The sequence below is a fragment of the Pseudomonas sp. CP-1 genome (assembly GCF_021213715.1).
GTDB lineage: Bacteria > Pseudomonadota > Gammaproteobacteria > Pseudomonadales > Pseudomonadaceae > Pseudomonas > Pseudomonas aeruginosa.
On sequence record NZ_JAJQKY010000012.1, the window covers coordinates 85,385 to 100,876 of the forward strand.

General features: G+C 68.0%; 13 protein-coding genes. 4 read left to right on the top strand and 9 right to left on the bottom strand.

Features of this window, described 5'->3' with window-relative positions:
- Positions 1-8: 8 nt before the first annotated feature.
- The 5 genes from LT948_RS22125 to LT948_RS22145 all read right to left on the bottom strand — a co-directional run bounded on the left by LT948_RS22125 (position 9) and on the right by LT948_RS22145 (position 5,295).
- Positions 9-494, bottom strand: coding sequence for a chemotaxis protein CheW (locus LT948_RS22125; RefSeq protein ID WP_003083938.1), 486 nt, complete (start codon positions 492-494; stop codon positions 9-11).
- The gene (locus LT948_RS22130) at positions 481-2,409 is read right to left on the bottom strand and encodes a chemotaxis protein CheA (RefSeq protein ID WP_033995901.1); all 1,929 of its coding nucleotides are present in this window, start codon (positions 2,407-2,409) and stop codon (positions 481-483) included. The genes LT948_RS22125 and LT948_RS22130 overlap by 14 nt, the downstream gene beginning before the upstream one ends.
- A gap of 27 nt (positions 2,410-2,436) precedes the next feature.
- Complete coding sequence (locus LT948_RS22135) at positions 2,437-2,802, bottom strand: response regulator (protein WP_003083943.1); 366 nt, start codon at positions 2,800-2,802, stop codon at positions 2,437-2,439.
- 197 nt (positions 2,803-2,999) lie between these two features.
- Entirely contained in the window at positions 3,000-4,184 is a 1,185-nt protein-coding gene (cttP, locus tag LT948_RS22140) for a trichloroethylene chemotactic transducer CttP (protein WP_409977424.1), read from the bottom strand.
- Positions 4,185-4,362: 178 nt separating this feature from the next.
- Positions 4,363-5,295, bottom strand: a complete 933-nt coding sequence (locus LT948_RS22145; RefSeq protein ID WP_003083951.1) for a LysR family transcriptional regulator — start codon at positions 5,293-5,295, stop codon at positions 4,363-4,365.
- A gap of 116 nt (positions 5,296-5,411) precedes the next feature.
- Between LT948_RS22145 and LT948_RS22150 the strand changes: the two genes are divergently transcribed.
- A complete protein-coding gene (locus LT948_RS22150) occupies positions 5,412-6,164 on the top strand; it encodes a 3-oxoacyl-ACP reductase family protein (protein ID WP_073656000.1) in 753 nt (250 codons plus the stop codon).
- A gap of 99 nt (positions 6,165-6,263) precedes the next feature.
- Here the strand turns inward: LT948_RS22150 and atsA are convergent, their stop codons facing one another.
- From atsA to LT948_RS22165, 3 genes are all read right to left on the bottom strand, one after another.
- Positions 6,264-7,874, bottom strand: a complete 1,611-nt coding sequence (atsA, locus tag LT948_RS22155; protein WP_003128393.1) for an arylsulfatase AtsA — start codon at positions 7,872-7,874, stop codon at positions 6,264-6,266.
- Between the two features lie 87 nt (positions 7,875-7,961).
- The gene (locus LT948_RS22160) at positions 7,962-8,801 is read right to left on the bottom strand and encodes an ABC transporter ATP-binding protein (protein ID WP_003137062.1); all 840 of its coding nucleotides are present in this window, start codon (positions 8,799-8,801) and stop codon (positions 7,962-7,964) included.
- A complete protein-coding gene (locus tag LT948_RS22165; protein WP_073656968.1) occupies positions 8,798-10,414 on the bottom strand; it encodes an ABC transporter permease in 1,617 nt (538 codons plus the stop codon). The genes LT948_RS22160 and LT948_RS22165 overlap by 4 nt, the downstream gene beginning before the upstream one ends.
- A gap of 266 nt (positions 10,415-10,680) precedes the next feature.
- On the opposite strand from LT948_RS22165, the gene LT948_RS22170 reads away from it, so the two are divergent.
- From LT948_RS22170 to LT948_RS22180, 3 genes are all read left to right on the top strand, one after another.
- Complete coding sequence (locus tag LT948_RS22170) at positions 10,681-11,742, top strand: ABC transporter substrate-binding protein (protein ID WP_003128395.1); 1,062 nt, start codon at positions 10,681-10,683, stop codon at positions 11,740-11,742.
- Positions 11,743-12,159: 417 nt separating this feature from the next.
- Entirely contained in the window at positions 12,160-12,975 is an 816-nt protein-coding gene (locus LT948_RS22175; RefSeq protein WP_003107194.1) for a TauD/TfdA family dioxygenase, read from the top strand.
- Positions 12,972-13,853: an AEC family transporter gene (locus LT948_RS22180; RefSeq protein WP_003083960.1), complete on the top strand. Its 882-nt coding sequence runs from the start codon at positions 12,972-12,974 to the stop codon at positions 13,851-13,853. The genes LT948_RS22175 and LT948_RS22180 overlap by 4 nt, the downstream gene beginning before the upstream one ends.
- A gap of 37 nt (positions 13,854-13,890) precedes the next feature.
- Here LT948_RS22180 and LT948_RS22185 read toward each other — a convergent pair whose 3' ends face one another.
- Positions 13,891-15,249, bottom strand: a complete 1,359-nt coding sequence (locus tag LT948_RS22185) for an OprD family porin (protein WP_023100100.1) — start codon at positions 15,247-15,249, stop codon at positions 13,891-13,893.
- Between the last annotated feature and the right edge of the window lie 243 nt (positions 15,250-15,492).

Sequence of the window (15,492 nt, forward strand, 5' to 3'; positions counted from 1 at the left end):
GGCGCCGCTCAGGCCGCGGCTTCGTCGACCAGCGCCATTTCGCGGCTGGTCATCAGTCTTTCGATGTCCACCAGGATCAACATGCGCTCGCCCGCGGTGGCCAGGCCGAGCAGGTATTCGGTGTCGAAGCTGGCGCCGAACTCCGGCGGCGGCCTGATCGCGTCGCCGCCCAGGGCGATCACGTCGGATACCGAGTCCACCACCACGCCGACGATGCGCCGGCCGATGTTGAGGATGATCACCACGGTGAACGGGTCGTAGGTGACCTCGGCGAGGTGGAACTTGATGCGCAGGTCGACGATCGGCACGATCGCCCCGCGCAGGTTGATCACGCCCTTGATGAAGGGCGGCGCGTTGGCGATCGCGGTGACCTGGTCGTAGCCGCGGATCTCCTGCACGCGGAGGATGTCGATGGCGTACTCCTCGCGGCCCAGGGTGAAGGTCAGGTATTCCTGCGCCGGGCCGTTCGCCTGGCTTGCCTCAGTGCCGTTCATCGGCGGTGTCCTCCCGCGCCGCCAGGCGTGGCAGCGCATCGACGTCGAGAATCAGGGCGACGCTGCCGTCGCCCATGATGGTGGCGCCGGCGATACCCTCCACGCGGCGGAAATTCTGTTCCAGGCTCTTGATCACCACTTGCTGCTGGCCGACCAGTTCGTCCACCTGCAGGGCGAAGCTGCGCCCCTCGGACTCGAGGATCACCACGATGCCCTGCTCCGGCGCCGGCGCTTCGCCGCCGATGCGCAACAGCTCGTGCAGGCTGAACAGTGGCAGGTACTCGCCGCGTACGCGGATCATCGCGTTGTCTTCGCCGCCGAGGCCGCGCACGTCGTCGCTGCGCGCCTGCAACGACTCGACGATGTAGGTCAGCGGAATCACGTAGTTGACCGCTTCGACGGCGACGATCAGGCCGTCGAGGATCGCCAGGGTCAGCGGCAGGCGGATGCCGATGCGAGTGCCCATGCCGGGCGCCGAGTCGATGTCGATGCGCCCGCCCATGGCACCGATGTTGCGCTTCACCACGTCCATGCCGACGCCGCGTCCGGACAGCTCGGTAACCGTCTCGGCGGTGGAGAAGCCGGGCATGAACACCAGTTGCCAGACCTCGGCGTCGCTCATCCCGTCATGCACCGGCAGGTTGCGCTCGCGGGCCTTGGCGAGGATGCGCGGACGCGACAGGCCGCGACCGTCGTCGGAAACCTCCACCACCACGCTGCCGCCCTGGTGGCTGGCGGCGAGCTTCACCGTGCCGCTCGCCGGCTTGCCGGCGGCGAGGCGTTCGGCGGGTGTTTCGATGCCGTGGTCGATGCTGTTGCGGACGATGTGGGTGAGCGGATCGCTGAGTTTCTCGATCACGCTCTTGTCCAGTTCGGTGTGCTCGCCGTGCAGGTGCAGCTCGACCTGCTTGCCCAGGCGCGTGGCGGTGTCGCGCACCAGCCTGGGGAAGCGGCTGAAGATGAAGTTGATCGGCAGCATGCGGATCGACATCACCGATTCCTGCAGGTCGCGGGTGTTGTGTTCGAGCTGGGCCAGGGCGTGCTGCAAGCGCTCGTGGTGGCTCGGATCGAGCTGCTCGCCGAGCTGGCCGAGCATGGCCTGGGTGATCACCAGTTCGCCGACCAGGTTGATCAGGCTGTCGATCTTTTCCACGCTGACCCGGATCGAGCCGGACTCGCCGTCGCCACGCACGGGCGCGACTGCGCCCCTGGCCGGCGCGGCGACGGCTTGCGCGGGCGCGCTGGGCGCGGCGGGGCTGCCGGGGGCGCCGTCGAACAGGCCGAAGGCGCGTTCCTCCGTGGGCGGGGAACCCGGCGCGTCATCGAAGAGGCCGAACGCTTCGCTCGCGGCCGGCGCGCCGGGCGCCTCGTCGAAGAGCCCGAACGCTTCCGGCGCGGCCGCTCGTTCCGGAGCGCCCGGGCCTTCGTCGAAGAAGCCGAAGGCATCGTCGCCCGCGGTTTCCCTGGCGGGACTGGTGGGCGCGTCGTCGAACAGGCCGAAGCCTTCCTCCGCCGCTTCCTGTTCCGGCGCACGCAGCCAGCCGCGCAGCCGCTCGACCGTCTCCAGCAACGGCACCCCGGGGTCGGGACGGCCGCTGCGATGGGCGTCGAGCAGGCGCTGCAGCACGTCGCGGGCTTCGAGGAAGGAGCTGATCATGTCCGGCCGCAGGCCCATCTGGCCGCAGCGGATGCGGTCGAGCAGGGTCTCCAGTTCGTGGGTGACGGCGGTGATGTCGTCGAAACCGAACATTCCGCTGGAACCCTTGATCGAATGCGCGGCGCGGAAGATGCCGTGCAGCGTCTCGCTGTCCGGCCGGTCCAGGTCGAGACCGATCAGGAGGAGTTCGAGGGTGGCCAGGTGTTCCTCGGTTTCCTCGAAGAACACCTGGAGAAACTGGCTCATATCCTGGGGCATGGGACCTCCCCCGCGGGGGAACGGGAATCAGGGCAGGACCTTGCGCGTCACTTCGAGCAGTTTCGGCGGGTCGAACGGCTTCACCAGCCAGCCGGTGGCGCCGGCGCTGCGTCCCTGCTGCTTCATCGCGTCGCTCGATTCGGTGGTCAGCATGAGGATCGGCACGCTGCGGTAGCCGGCCAGGTTACGCAGGCTGCGGATCAGCGACAGGCCGTCCATGTTCGGCATGTTCTGGTCGGTGAACACCAGGCTGTAGCTCTTGCTCTGGGCCTTGCCGAGGCCTTCCTTGCCGTCCGCGGCCTCGTCCACCTCGTAGCCGGCGGACTTCAGGGTGAAGCTCAGCATCTGGCGGATAGACGCCGAGTCGTCGACGATCAGAATCGGTTTGCCCATGGTCTTGCGTCCTCACGGTGTCCCTACCGCAGCGCCAAGTTCGGCGGCGAAGGTGGTGTGTGCCAGGTGGCTGTGACGGAGGGCTCTGATGGCCCTTTGCTAGTTCCAGTAAAGACAATGTCCGGTGGATTTCAATTATTGGCGCCGGTTTCTCGTCGGATAGTTATCCGGTTAGACGGATTGGCTATCGATACCCCTCAGAACAATTCCACTTCGCCCACGTTGACGCTGTTCTGGCTCACCGGGCTGGGCAAGGGCCGGCGCAGTTCCTCGACCTCCCGCGCGACCCGTTCGGGCCATTCCTGGCGCGGCCGCGCCTCCAGCGCGCCGAGGCCGAGGGCGAAGGCGCCAAGACGCGCATGGTGCTTGCGCATCTGGCCGAGCAATTGGCTGCCCATGTCCTGGAATTGCAGGGCGGTGACTGCCGCATCGACGCCCTGGCCGACTTCCAGCGAGAGCCGGTCCAGTTCGTGGATGACCTTCAGGGTGTGCCGGTTCATCGCCTCCAGGTCATCGAGCATGCCCTGGATCTTCTGCTTGGAATCGAGGGCGAAGGACATGTCCTTGTCGGCCAGTTGCGAGATCGCGCTCTCGGCGTCCTGGATCTCGTGGTGGACCACGTCGACGTGCTTGCGGATGGCGGCGGAAAACTCCGTGGAGCGGGTCGACAGCGCGCGCACCTCATCGGCGACCACGGCGAAGCCGCGGCCGCTCTCGCCGGCTCGGGCGGCCTCGATGGCGGCGTTGAGGGCGAGCAGGTTGGTCTGCTTGGCGATGGCGTCCATGTCCTGGGTCGACTGCAGGATCTCGGTGATCTTCAGGCGCACCTGGTCCATGCGTTCCACCAGTTGCTGCGAGGTCCGGCTGGTTTCCAGGGTAGCCTCGACGAACAGGCTGAGGGTCTGCTGGGTGGTCCTGACGAAGTCCTGGAAGTTGATGCCTTCGTCGACCTGGCCGCGCCCGTCGTAGCGCTCGATCAGTGAATGGGACAGGCCGCGCTGGGTATCGATGCGTTCGGCGAGGCCGTGGAAGCTGTCGCTGAGCTGGCGGATCGCCGAATGCAGCAGTTCATCGATCTGCCGGGCGTGGCCGTCCAGTTGCGCGGTTTCGTCGGCGAGCGCCCGTTGCGCCGCGCTCCAGGCCGGCGAAGCGGCATCCGCCTGCGGGCTGGCATTCGCTACCGCTTGCCGAGGGTCGCGCAGGAGGAGGAAGAACATGGCCAGGCTGGCGAACCAACCGAGCGCCAGGGCCAGCCAGACGCCGAGGCCGACGGCATGCAGCCCGGCGCACAACGCCCAGGGTAGGGAAAGCAGGCCCAGCTTCAGTAGCAGGGGCCGGGATGGTAACGAAACACCGAGGGACTCGCGCATGCTGCACTCCATGTGCCGGATCGGAGCAGGGCTTCCAGGTGGTCCCGGGACCGTGCGGAAGACACCTTCCAAGCTCGTCGGCGGCGTTTTCTAAAACTAGAGTCCCAATTGGTAATGTCAAACTGCCGTTTTTCCGGCGAGGCCGGTGCCAGGGCCTTTTCCCGGTTGCCGAAGCGACGGATGGCTGGCGCTAGCCGGTTGGGAAGGCGGAGAAGCGCCGGGCCAGGTCCTGGCGGCGGAAGTAGTCGACGACGAAGTCGACGAAGACCCGGGTCTTGGCCGGTAGCAGCTTGTTCGCCGCGTAGTAGAGGCTGGTGTTGCCGGCGTCGACGTACCAGTCCGGCAGGACCCGCACCAGGGCGCCGGACTCCAGGTAGGCATAGGCGTGCTGCATGCATACCAGGGTGATGCCCAGGCCCATGGCGGCGACCTCGCAGGTGGCTTCCGGGTCGCTCATGGTCATGCGTTCGCGCAGCTCGATCGGCGCCTCCTCGCCGTTGCGCCGGCGCAGCGGCCAGGAGCGCACGCGGCCGGTCTGCGGCGAGCGGATGCGGATCCCGTCGAAGCCGCCCAGGTCGCCTGGATGGCGGATCGGCGGCTTGTCGCGGAGGTAGGCGGGCGAGGCGAGGAGGATCAGGTGGCCCGGCGTCAGGTTGCGCGCCACCACCCCGGGAGGCAGTTCGAAACCGCCGCCGATGGCGGCGTCGAAGCCTTCGCCGATGAGGTCGACCTGGCGATTGTCGAAATGCCAGTCGGGCACGATGTCGGGATAGCGTTCGAGGAACTCGCCGAGCAGCGGCAGGATGTAGTCGCGGCCGAAGGCCAGCCCCATGCTGACCTTCAACGTGCCGCTGGGTTGGTTGCCGACGCTGGAGACGTTGGCGAGAGCGGTCTGGATGCCCTCCAGGCTGCCGCCGACCTCTTGCAGGAAACGCTCCCCGGCTTCGGTCAGGGTCAGGCGCCGGGTGCTGCGCTGGAACAGGCGCACGCCGAGGTTGCTTTCCAGGCGGGCGACGTTCTTGCCCACCCCGGCCGGCGTCAGGCCCAGGCGCCTGGCGGCCTCGGCGAAGCTGCCGGCCTCGGCGCTGCGGACGAAGCACTGGATATTGCTGAGGGTTTCCATGGGAAAGGGCCCGCATAAACCATTGGTATCGGCTGAATATAGCGATTACCCGCTACCAGGTCTGCAATGGACGGCGGAAACTCGGGGCCTGTCTATCCACTCCGATGGAGATTTCCATGTCCGTATCCTCTGCATCCCTCGCCGGCAAAGTCGCCTTCGTCCAGGGCGGTTCCCGCGGCATCGGCGCCGCCATCGTTCGCCGGCTGGCCGCCGAAGGCGCCAGCGTCGCCTTCACCTACGTCAGCTCGGCGGACAAGTCCCGGGCCCTGGCTGCCGAACTCGAAGGCGCCGGAGCCAGCATCCTGGCCCTGCATGCCGATAGCGCCGACGCGGCCGCGCTCGTCGCCGCCGTCGACGAAGCGGCGGCTCGCTTCGGACGCATCGACATCCTGGTCAACAACGCCGCTGTCCTCGCCCTCGGTTCGGTGGAAGAGCTGCCGCTGGCCGACTTCGAGCGGACCCTGGCGATCAACGTGCGCAGCGTCTTCATCGCCACCCAGGCGGCGGTCAAGCACATGGGCGACGGCGGGCGGGTGATCAGCATCGGCAGCACCAATGCCGAACGTATGCCGTTCGCCGGCGGCGCCACCTACGCGATGAGCAAGTCGGCGCTGGTCGGCCTGACCAAGGGCCTGGCCCGCGACCTCGGCCCGCGCGGGATCACGGTGAACAACGTGCAGCCGGGTCCGGTGGATACCGACATGAACCCGGACGACGGCGACTTCGCCGAGACCCTCAAGGGCCTGATGGCGCTGCCGCGCTACGCCCGCAGCGAGGAAATCGCCAGCTTCGTCGCCTACCTGGCCGGGCCGGAAGCGGCCTACATCACCGGGGCCAGCCTGACCATCGATGGCGGTTTCTCGGCCTGACCCGGGGCGCCTCGTTCCGCCCGGCGAAGTAGCCCCTCTCCCCGACCTTATGGCCAGACGTTCCCTCCTGAAGGGAGAGGGCGAGGGGAGAGGTTCCGCTTATCGCACCAGGAAAGGCGAAGCCCCCTCTACGACACCGGTCTCGCTGACGTAGCGCTTCCAATGCTCGATCAGCTCCGCCAGCTTGCCCGGCTGGCTGTCAGCGAGGTCGTGGATCTCGCCCGGGTCGCGGGCCAGGTCGTAGAGCTGCCAGGTGGCCGGACCCACCGGGGCCGGCAGGTACACCGCCTTCCAGTCGCCCTGGCGGATCGCACGCATGCCGAACAGCTCCCAGCCGGTCACGGTGTTCTCGTCGTGGGCCGCCTCGGTCTCGCCGGAAAGCCAGCCCAGCCACGACCTGCCGCGCGGTTCGGCGATCTCGCGGCCGCGCCAGCGCTTGCCTGGGTGGCGGACACCGGCGAGGTCGAGGAGGGTCGGGGTGACGTCCATCACCGTGGCGAAGGCATGGCTGATCGCGCCCTGCCGGCTTAGCCGCGGGTAGCGCACCAGCGCCGGCACGCGAATGCCGCCCTGGGTGGTGAACGCCTTGTACAGGCGCGACGGCGCGGTGGCCGCCTGGGCCCAGCGCGGGCCATACCAGACGTAGGAATTGGCGCGGCCGATGTTTTCCAGGCTGTTGTCGTAGTGCCGGTCGAGAAAGCCCAGCAGGTCCGGGCCGAATTTCGGGAACGCCTCCAGCAGGGCGCCTTCGGCGCCGTTGTCGGACATGAACAGGACGAAGGTGTTGTCCAGCTCGCCCTGCCGGCGCAGGTAGTCCACGACCCTGCCGATGTTCCAGTCCATGCGCTCGACCATCGCCGCGTAGACCTCCATCGCCCGCGCCGACTTCGCCCGTTCCTCGTCGTCCAGGGCTTCCCACTCGCGGCTCAGGGCGAGCACCGGATGGGCTTCGACGTCCGCTTCCACCAGGCCCAGCTCCTTGAGCCGGGCCAGGCGTTCCTGGCGCAGCGCTTCTGGACCGGCGTCGTAGCGACCGCGGTACTTCTCGACGATCTCCCGCGGCGCCTGTAGCGGCCAGTGCGGCGCGGAGAACGGCAGGTAGGCGAAGAACGGCCGGCTCTGGTCGCGCTCCTTGAGGTAGTGCAGCAGCTTGTCGCCGAAGGCGTCGGAGGAATAGAAGCCCTCCGGCAGCGTGTCGAGGTAGCGCTCGTCTTCCACGTAGAGCGCTGGCGTACCCTTGAGGATGCGCGGAGTGCTTTCGTCGTAGGGAGGCTCGAAGCCATAGTGGTTGGCGGCGCCCGGCAGCAGCGAGAAGGAACGCTCGAAACCGCGTGCATGGGGCGTCTGTTCCGGCTTCAGACCGAGGTGCCACTTGCCGGCCATGAGGGTCTGGTAGCCGGCCTCGCGGAGCAGCTCCGGCAGCGCCACCACGCGCTCGTTGAGATGCCCTTCGTAACCCGGCTTGCCTGCCAGTTCCGGGGTCAGCGCCTCGGCCATGGTGCCGATCCCGGCGATGTGGTGGTCGGTGCCGGTGAGCAGCATCGAGCGGGTCGGCGAGCAGGTCGAGGCGGTGTGGAAGTCGGTCAGGCGCAGGCCGGCGATGGCCAGGGCGTCGAGGTTCGGCGTGGCGATCTCGCCGCCGAAGGCGCCGATATCGGAGAAGCCCAGGTCGTCGGCGACGATCACCAGGAAGTTGGGGCGTTTGCTCATGCGCGGGTCTCGTCTGGATGGGAGGAGAGGGTGGGGCCCTCGCCCCCGCCCTTCCCGCAGGGGGAAAGGGCCAGGGCAAGGGGCTTTTCAGCAAGCGAGGAATTCGAACGGCAGGTTTTCCACCCGTCGCGGCGGCGGCGCGACGTACTCGCCGTCGGCGGTCAGTTCGTGCAGCAGCGCTTCGCGCTGGCGCAGGAAGTCGAAGCCACCGCGCTCGCGCGGGTGCGCCAGGTCCACCTCGACCACCCGCCTGATCCGCCCCGGGCGCGGCTCCATCACCACCACCCGGTCGGCCAGGTAGAGCGCTTCCTCGACGTCGTGGGTGACCAGCAGGGTGGTGATGCGGGTGCGCCGACGGATCGCCAGCAACTCTTCCTGCAACTGCTGGCGGGTCAGTGCGTCGAGGGCGCTGAACGGCTCGTCGAGCAGCAGCAGGCGCGGGCTGGCCACCAGGCCGCGGGCGATCGCCACGCGCTGGGCCATGCCGCCGGACAACTGGTGCGGGTAGGCACGCTCGAAGCCGTGCAGGCCGACCAGGCGGATGTATTCGTCGATCCGCGCCGCCTTGTCGGTTTCGCCAAGGGCTTCGTTGACCAGGCCGAGGGCGACGTTCTGCTGCACCGTCAGCCAGGGGAACAGGCGGTGCTCCTGGAACACGATGCCGCGTTCGCCGCCGATGCCGGCGATTGGCCGGCCGTCGACGCGGATCTCGCCGTCGTAGTCGCGGTCCAGGCCGATCAGCAGGCGCAGCAGGGTCGACTTGCCGCAGCCGCTGGCGCCGACGATGGCGATGAACTCGCCCTCGCCGATCTCCAGGTCGAACTGCTGGATCGCTTCCAGTCGCCGGCCGTCCACGGCGAAGTGCTTGCGCACCTGGCGGAAGCTGACCAGCGGGGTGCCCGTGGCGGGCGCGGTGAATGCGTTCATGCGTGTCTCCAGCGCGTGGCGCGCGCTTCGATGCGTTGGCCGAGAGCATTGAGCAGGGCGCCGGTGAGGCCGACCAGGAGCATGCCGGCACCGATCAGGTCCATGCGGAACAGTTGCTGGGCGCCGATCATCAGGCTGCCGATGCCGCCGTCGGAGGGCATGAAGTACTCGGCGCCGATGGTTCCCAGCCAGGCGTAGATCAGCGCCAGGCGCAGGCCGGCGAACACCGACGGGGCGGCACCCGGCAGGACCAGCCGGAGCAGCCGTCGCCAGGGACCCAGGCGCAGCACCCGGGCCGCCTCGCCGAGGCTCGGCGGCAGGCTGGCGATGCCGCGCTGGGTGGCCAGCAGCAGCGGGAAGAAGGCGGCGATTGCGACGAACGTCAGCTTGGCCGGTTCGCCCAGGCCGAACCAGGCGGTGAGCAGCGGCACCCAGGCGAAGATCGCCACCTGCCGCAGTGCCGCGAAAGTGGGGCCGAAGAAGCGTTCCGCCGGGCGCCACAGGCCGAGCAGCAGGCCGCCGAGGAAACCCAGGCCGCCGCCCAGCAGGAGGCCGCCGAGCGTGCGCTTCAGGCTGTCGAACAGGGCGCCCGGGAGGCTGCCGTCGAGCGCTCCGCTCCAGGTCGCCCGCGCCACTTCCAGAGGGCTGGCGAGGATCGCCGGATCGACCCATTCGGCGCTGCTCGCCGACTGCCACAGGAGCAGCAGCGCCAGCGGCGGCAGCCAGACCTGCAGGCGCTGCCAGCCGCGTCCCGGCGGGCGCCGGCGGAATTCGCCGGTGGCGGCTTGCGGCCAGTGCAGCAGGCGGCGGTCGAGCCACTGGATGGCGCGGTCCATGCCCACCCCGACCAGGCCGATGACGAGGATGCAGACGAACACGATGTCGAGCATGAACAGTTGCCGGCCCTGCACCATCAGGTAGCCGATGCCCTCGCTGGAAGCCAGCAGCTCGACCGCCAGCAGCGAGGTCCAACCCTGCGCCAGGGCCAGGCGCAGCCCGGTGAGGAAGGCCGGCAGCGCCGCCGGCAGGATCAGCCGCCAGACCAGCAGGCGTGGCGGCAGGCGCAGCACCGCGGCGGCTTCGCGCAGCTTGGGCTGGGCGTCGCGCACGCCGACCAGGGTATGGATGGTCACCGGCACCACGACCGCTTTCACCAGCACCACCAGCTTGAGCAGTTCGCCGATGCCGAAGAACAGCATGAACAGCGGGATCCAGGCCAGCGTGGGGATCTGCGCGAGGGCGCTGAAGGTGGGGAGGACCAGGCGCTCGGCACGCGGACTGAAGCCCAGCCAGGCGCCTAGCGCGGCGCCGCTGGCGACCCCGGCGAGCAGGCCCCAGGCCAGGCGCCGCAGGCTGATCGCCAATTCGCTCCAGAGTTCGCCGGCGAGCAACTCGCGGGCGCTCTGCCAGACCAGCTCGGGAGTCGGCAGCACCTGGGCCGACATCCAGTGGCGATGGCTGGCGACCCACCACAGCAGCGCCAGCCCGAGGGGCAGCAACCAGGGCAGCAGGCTGTCCCCCAGGCGCCGGGCGAAAGCCGCGGAGGGCGGCGGCGCCAGGCGCGGCAGGGGCCGGCTCCAGGCGGGCGAAAGAGTTTTATCGATATTCTTCATGGGAATATAAATCGCCACATCAATGCATTTTTTCGCTAAGAAGGGTCATTTAAAGAAAGGCGCCAGGCAGCGGCAAATGCATTTGGAGAATATTTTCCATGCTCTGGCTGCATATGACGCGGAGAGGCCCGTGCGGCCTGTCATACTGCTTATGGTTATAAAAAAATGAATTTTTATTATTTATTTTCGAGGCGCCGCTGTGCATAGCTAGCCGCTCACCCGCTCCCGGCGGGAATCCCTCTCTTCCCGTTCCAAGGAGCCGCCCCATGAAAGCGCTTACGTCTTCCCTGCTCGGTCTGTTCGCCGTGCCTGTCCTCGCCGGCCTGCTCGGTGCCTACGTGCCGCTGGCGAGCGCCGCTCCGCCGAAGGAAATCCGCATCGCGGTGCCGGACGTCAGCGCCGGCAGCTCGCACTCGGGTGGCGGCGTGGTCGACGTGCTCTACACCCGGCAGTTGCTGGAGAAGGAGTTCGCCAACGACGGCATCGCGGTGAAATGGAGCTTCTTCAAGGGCGCCGGTCCGGTGGTCAACGAAGCGTTCGCCAATGGCCAGGTGGACTTCGCCTACCTCGGCGACCTGGCGGCGATCATCGGCAAGTCCGGAGGCCTGGACAGCCGTCTGCTGGCCGCTACCGCGCGAGGGGTCAACCACTATCTCGGCGTGCAGCCGGGGTCCGGGATCAAGACCCTGGAGGATCTCAAGGGCAAGCGCGTAGGCATCTTTCGAGGCACCGCCAGCCAGTTGTCGTTCGACAATGCCCTGGCCAGCGTCGGTCTCAGCGAGAAGGACCTGAAGGTGATCAACCTCGACTTCAGCGCCGCCCTGTCCGCCCTCGCAGCCAGGCAGATCGATGCCACCTGGGGCCTGGCCGGGCTGTTCGCCCTGCGCGACCGCGGGCTCGCGGAAATTCCGCTGAGCACCCGCGACCTGAACGGCGCCGGCACCCTGCAGGCGCTGCTGGTCGGCTCCGGAGCGTTCGTCGATGCCCATCCGGACATCACCGAGCGGCTGCTCAAGGTGCAGTTGCAGGCCCAGGACTGGCTGGCCCGCGAGGAGAACCGCGACGCCTACATCGAACTGGTGTCGAAGCAGGCCAGCTACCCGGTGGTGATCCTGCAGAGCGAGTACCGTGGCCGCAAGCTGGGCGACGCCCTGTCGCCGCGCCTGGACGCCGATTTCCTTGGCCGGCTGGATGCTTCGATCCAGGCGGCCAAGCGTTTCGGCCTGATCCGTCGCGAATTCAGCGCCGAGCAGTGGGCCGCGCCGGAACTGCTGGAGGCGGCCGGCAAGCTGGCGAAGGCCAAGGCCGTGGCGCAGGCGGCGGAGTGACGCCGAGCCGGGGACGGCCGAGGCGGCGCCGTTTCGTAGCAATTTGTAATATGTTTCGAAATTCTTGCACCGACCCAACCAATGACTGGATCGAGCGAAGTATCCAGCCGTTGGTCGGGGATTCTGCGTATATCGCGTCATGAAAGTTTCACGCGGGTAATCCGCAGGTTATTCCGCGATCATTTCGTTCGTTAATCGCCCCATATATTCAGATACAAAATCGGCACTGCCAATTCTTCCAGTTTTCCCTTCCGACAATTCTCCCGACCCTCCCCGGAAACAACTCCAAGTATCTCGCGGCGAACCGCCGCGTCCCGCATCTAGCCTGCCCATCACTACGACAGCGCGGCGCCAGCGCCGGGCCTCGCCCTGCGCGTCGGCGGCATTCCTGATTTTCTTTCGGAGGAGAGCGGTCATATGAATCTCGATAGCAAATTGTTCGACGCGACACTCGATCTCGAACGCGTGAAAGTTTCGGTGAGAACGCTGGTGAAGTTATCCCGCCAGGAACAATCGGCGATCATCCGGACCCTCAACGAGTTTGGTTTCCTGCTGTTGCGCAGCGAACAGGGCGAAGACAGGCAGGAACTTCTCGCGCTCAAGGAGTTGTTCGGCCGCGCCGCCCCCCACCCGCGCGCCGACGCCGACGGCATCGTGCCGATCAGCAATGCGCGGTATGTCAGCGGCTACCTCGGCTCCACGCCGCTGGAGCACAAGCTGCACACCGACGGCGCTTTCCTCGACACCCCGGAGCAATTGTGCAGCCTGCAATGCGTGCGCAACGCCCGGGAGGGCGGGGAGACTCTGCTGGCCAGCGCCGGACTGGCCTTCGAGCGCCTGCGCCGGCGCATGCCGACCAAGCATCTCGGCCTGCTGCGCGGCGACGCCCTGACCATCGTGCGCAAGCACCAGAGCAGCACCCAGCCGGTGTTCCGCCTGAACGGCGAGGCGCTGGGCATCAAGTTCCGGCAGAACGACGGGGCGGCCGAGGTGGTCGAGCACCCTGTGGCGGTGGAGGCCTTCGCCGAACTGGTGGCGGCGCTCGAGGATCCGGCCTGCCAACTGCGGATCAAGCTCGAGCCGGGGGAAATCCTGGTGCTCGACAACACCGCGGTGTTGCACGGGCGCACTGCCTTCTGCGCCAACGAACTGCGCGAGATGCGCCGGCTCAACTTCGACGGCCACGGCCGCCTGCGAGCGGAGCTGGAACTGGGCTTCAAGGTGGGGTTGTGATCGCACAGTTCGTCGCGGTGGTGCTGCCGATCCTGATCTGCACCGGCATCGGTTTCGCCTGGAGCCGTTCCGCCGGGCCGGTGGATACCCGCGCGCTGGTGTTCCTGGTGGCCAACGTCGGCTTTCCCTGCCTGCTGCTGTCGTCGCTGGACCGCCCCGGCCTGTCCATTGGCATGGTGGCCGGGGTGTTCCTCGCCACCGCGCTGGCGGTGCTGGCGTTCGCCCTGCTGGGCCTGGTCTCCCTGCGCCTGCTGCGGATGCCGGTGCGGCGCTACCTGCCGTCGATCATGCTGCCGAACTCCGGGAACATGGGCATCCCCATCGCCTACCTGGCCTTCGGCGAGGAGGCGCTGGTGTATGCGGTGGCGTTCTCCACCCTGATCCAGGTGGGTCACGCGACGCTCGGCGTCTGGTTCGCTTCGGGCGATATCACCCCGGCGAGCATCCTGCGCAACCCGATGATCTATGCCCTGGCCGTGGCGCTGGGCCTGATCGCCCTGGGCTGGAGCCTGCCGCCGCCGTTGCGCGATGTGACCCGCCTGCTGGGCGGGATTACCGTGCCGCTGATGCTGGTGATGCTCGGCCTGTCGCTGGCCGGTCTGCGCCTGCACGAGACCTGGCGGCCGTTGCTGCTGTCTCTGGTGCGGGTCTGGGGCGGTTTCGCGGTCGGCTATGGGATCGCTGCCGGCCTGGGCATGGAGGCGGTGGCGGCGGGCACCTTCGCCATCCAGTGCGGGATGCCGACCGCGGTGCTCACCTACCTGTTGGCCAAGCGTTACGACGGCCCGGTGAACGAAGTGGCAGGCATGGTGCTGATCACCACGCTGCTGGTGCTGCTCTCCACGCCTTTGTTCATCCAGTTGCTGCCGCGCGCGTGAGGACGATCCGGGCCGCCTCGCGGGGCGGCCCGGGGCGTCACCAGATCGAGCGGGAGTAATCGACGACCAGCCGGGTTTCGTCGATGTCGCCGTCGAGATAGCTCGCGTTGCCCCGGTGCCAGGCCTGCGAGGCGCGCAGCGCGAGGCCGGCGAGGGGGCCCGCCTTGACCCGATAGGCGAAGCCGAGGTCGCTTTCCCGGTGCCGCCCGTCACGCCCGTAGAGTCCGGCGTAGATGCTCTTGGCGGCACTGCTGGCGCTGGCCCCGGCACGGCCGCGGGCATGCAACGCATGCAGGCTGAGCCCAGGCAGGCCGAGCGCGCCGAGGTCCAGGTCATAGCGTAATTGCCAGGAACGCTCGCCCGGTCCGTTGAAGTCGGAGTAGCCCACCGAGTTGGCCAGTACCATGGACGCGCTGGAGCGCCCGTCGCCGAAGGCCATGTAGTCGAACGGCTGCTCGCCATGGACACGCTGGTAGGCCAGGGTGATGCGCTGCGGCCCCTGTTCGTAGCCCAGGGCCAGGGAGCTGGCCAGGGTGTCGATGCGGCCGAAGCGGCTCTGGCCGCTGTCGCGGGTGCGGTAGGCGTCGAGGTCGACCCGCAGCGCGCGCTCCCCGCCCAGCGGCTGGCGATGGCTGGCGCCGAAATAGGCCTGCTGCCAGATGTCGTCGAAGCGCGAGGCGTAGAGCGACAGTTGCAGCCGCTCCGTGGCCTGCCATTGACCGCCGAGGAAGCCGACCGCGTCGAGGCGCACCGGATAGGCGCCGAGGCGTCCGTAGACGGTGCTGATGTCGCCACGGACCTTGGATTCGCCGGGGCCGGAGGCGGCGGTGAAACGCCCGCCCTCGAGCAGCAGCCCGTCGAACGAGCGGTCCTCCAGCAGCAGGCCGTAGGCCATGCCGGCCAGCGTGCGGTTGCTGCTGGCGGCGAACACCGGCGCGCTGGTGGTGGTCTGGCCGTACTTCAGGCGGGTTTCGCCGTGGCGTAGCCTGAGGGCGCCGCCGACCTTGCCGTAGCGATGGTCGGGATGGCCGTCGGCGCCGACCGGCAGGTTGCCGGTGCCGGTGCGGCCGCCGCCGCTGTCCAGTTGCAGGCCGAGCATGGCATGGGCGTCGAGGCCGAAGCCGAGGCTGCCCGGCGTGTAGCCGGAGGCGAACTGGAGGCGCAGGCCCTGGGTGGTTTCCTCGCGGTAGCCGTTGCGCTCGCTCCTGGGCTTGAAGCGGTTGCGCCCGGCGTTGTTCGGGCTGTCGCGGTAGTCGCGGTTGAAGTAGTAGGTGCGGGCGAGGAACTGCAGTTCGCTGTCCTCGACGAAGCCCCCATCCCCGGCCGTCGCGGCCGCCCCTTCGGAAAGCGTGCCGGCGACCAGGCCGGCGAATACAGCGCGTCTGAGATTTTGCATTTATTGTTTTCTCCCACCTGAGTGCCAGGTGGGCGCAGTCTCGGAAGTCGCTCCGCAGGCCGCTTGTGTTTCCCTGCCTCGGCTTTTGCCGGGGCCTGCCATTGGCAGGGGCTGGCATGTGCAACGGCAGGCCGGGTCAAGCATTTCGGAAGTCACCGACGGAGAGTGTGGCGTCGGCCGTCATCCGCAACGGCCGTGGGTGGGAGCCTCGGCTCCCGATGCAACCTCGCCTCAGGGAATACG

Excerpts from the sequence above, each read along its gene's own strand:
- cttP (WP_409977424.1), bottom strand. The coding sequence starts at position 4,184 with ATGGAGTGCAGCATGCGCGAGTCCCTCGGTGTTTCGTTACCATCCCGG.
- LT948_RS22150 (WP_073656000.1), top strand. The coding sequence starts at position 5,412 with ATGTCCGTATCCTCTGCATCCCTCGCCGGCAAAGTCGCCTTCGTCCAG.
- LT948_RS22160 (WP_003137062.1), bottom strand. The coding sequence starts at position 8,801 with ATGAACGCATTCACCGCGCCCGCCACGGGCACCCCGCTGGTCAGCTTC.
- LT948_RS22135 (WP_003083943.1), bottom strand. The coding sequence starts at position 2,802 with ATGGGCAAACCGATTCTGATCGTCGACGACTCGGCGTCTATCCGCCAG.
- LT948_RS22175 (WP_003107194.1), top strand. The coding sequence starts at position 12,160 with ATGAATCTCGATAGCAAATTGTTCGACGCGACACTCGATCTCGAACGC.
- LT948_RS22170 (WP_003128395.1), top strand. The coding sequence starts at position 10,681 with ATGAAAGCGCTTACGTCTTCCCTGCTCGGTCTGTTCGCCGTGCCTGTC.
- LT948_RS22145 (WP_003083951.1), bottom strand. The coding sequence starts at position 5,295 with ATGGAAACCCTCAGCAATATCCAGTGCTTCGTCCGCAGCGCCGAGGCC.
- LT948_RS22130 (WP_033995901.1), bottom strand. The coding sequence starts at position 2,409 with ATGCCCCAGGATATGAGCCAGTTTCTCCAGGTGTTCTTCGAGGAAACC.
- LT948_RS22165 (WP_073656968.1), bottom strand. The coding sequence starts at position 10,414 with ATGAAGAATATCGATAAAACTCTTTCGCCCGCCTGGAGCCGGCCCCTG.
- LT948_RS22185 (WP_023100100.1), bottom strand. The coding sequence starts at position 15,249 with ATGCAAAATCTCAGACGCGCTGTATTCGCCGGCCTGGTCGCCGGCACG.
- LT948_RS22125 (WP_003083938.1), bottom strand. The coding sequence starts at position 494 with ATGAACGGCACTGAGGCAAGCCAGGCGAACGGCCCGGCGCAGGAATAC.
- atsA (WP_003128393.1), bottom strand. The coding sequence starts at position 7,874 with ATGAGCAAACGCCCCAACTTCCTGGTGATCGTCGCCGACGACCTGGGC.